Origin of the sequence: Pseudomonas sp. S4_EA_1b (assembly GCF_016307435.1) — a bacterium.
Classification (GTDB): Bacteria; Pseudomonadota; Gammaproteobacteria; order Pseudomonadales; family Pseudomonadaceae; genus Aquipseudomonas; species Aquipseudomonas rhodesiae.
The window spans coordinates 1-1,171 of record NZ_JAEILC010000085.1 but is presented as its reverse complement, the minus strand read 5'-3'; the positions used below and the strand labels follow the sequence as shown (position 1 = coordinate 1,171).

The 1,171-nt window shown below is 60.1% G+C and carries 1 protein-coding gene; it reads left to right on the top strand.

Annotated elements, in window-relative coordinates; genetic code table 11:
- Positions 1-57: 57 nt before the first annotated feature.
- On the top strand, positions 58-1,086 hold the full coding sequence (locus tag YA0848_RS24100; RefSeq protein ID WP_011911495.1) for an IS30-like element ISPsp7 family transposase: 1,029 nt from the start codon (positions 58-60) through the stop codon (positions 1,084-1,086).
- Positions 1,087-1,171 lie beyond the last annotated feature (85 nt).

Below are 1,171 nucleotides of genomic sequence, written 5' to 3'. Positions count from 1 at the left end.
AGGGCGGCGGCAAAAACTGAGTGCAACACCTGACCTTTCCGGTACGGTGCTGCCCCTATGTCTTATACCGAACTCAGCGTTGAAGAGCGCGCCACCATTCAAATCGGTCGTACCCAAGGCTTCAGCCTGCGCAGGATTGCCTGCTTGATCAACCGATCCCCTTCGACCATCAGCCGTGAGCTGCGCCGTAACCGAGGTGCTTGCGGTGGCTACTCGGCCCGCCTGGCCCAGCAGCAAATGCAGGCCCGCCGCCAGGTTTGTCGACCGATGCGAAAACTGTTGCCGGGTAGCGAGCGCTTCGAACTGGTGACCCATATGCTGCGTGAGCGTTTGTCTCCCGAGCAGATTGCCGGCAAGCTGCGCAGCATGAACATACCCAACCTGCGAGATGCCTACGTCTGTCGCGAGACGATCTACAACGCGATCTATGCCCTGCCAGTGGGTGAGCTGCGTAAGGAGCTGATCATCTGTCTGCGCCAAGGCAAGACGACGCGCCGGCCGCGCTCTGGTGGCGTGGATCGGCGCGGCCAGATCCCCGAGATGGTCAGTATTCATGTGCGCCCGCCGGAGATTGAAGACAGGCTGATGCCGGGGCATTGGGAAGGCGACCTCATCAAGGGTAAGGCCAACGCCTCGTCCGTCGGTACGCTGGTGGAACGCACCAGTGGCTACCTGATGTTGGTGAAGATGAACGACGCGACGGCGACTTCGGCGCTGGAAGGCTTCAGCGCCGCGCTCAATAGCATGCCGCTGGAGATGCGCAAGAGCATGACTTACGACCAGGGCCGGGAGATGGCGCGACACGCCGAGATCACCCAAAGAACCGGCGTGGCGATCTACTTCTGCGACCCGCACAGCCCCTGGCAGCGCGGCAGCAACGAAAACATCAACGGCCTGATTCGCCAGTACTTGCCCAAGGGCACAGACCTGTCGGTACATAGCCAGGAGGAGCTGGACGCCATTGCGCTGCAACTGAACATGCGACCGCGCAAGCGCTTCGACTTCAAATGCCCCATCGAGGTGATGGGAGAGGTCATGCAAAATGCCATGGCAATGCGGCATGATGCTCCGGTTTCAATTCAATAACCGTGTTGCACTCAGCTCCTGCAACCGCCCAGGGTTGGCTATCGGGGGGACTTCCAATTTGGCAGTCGCATTAATTGGCTCTTTC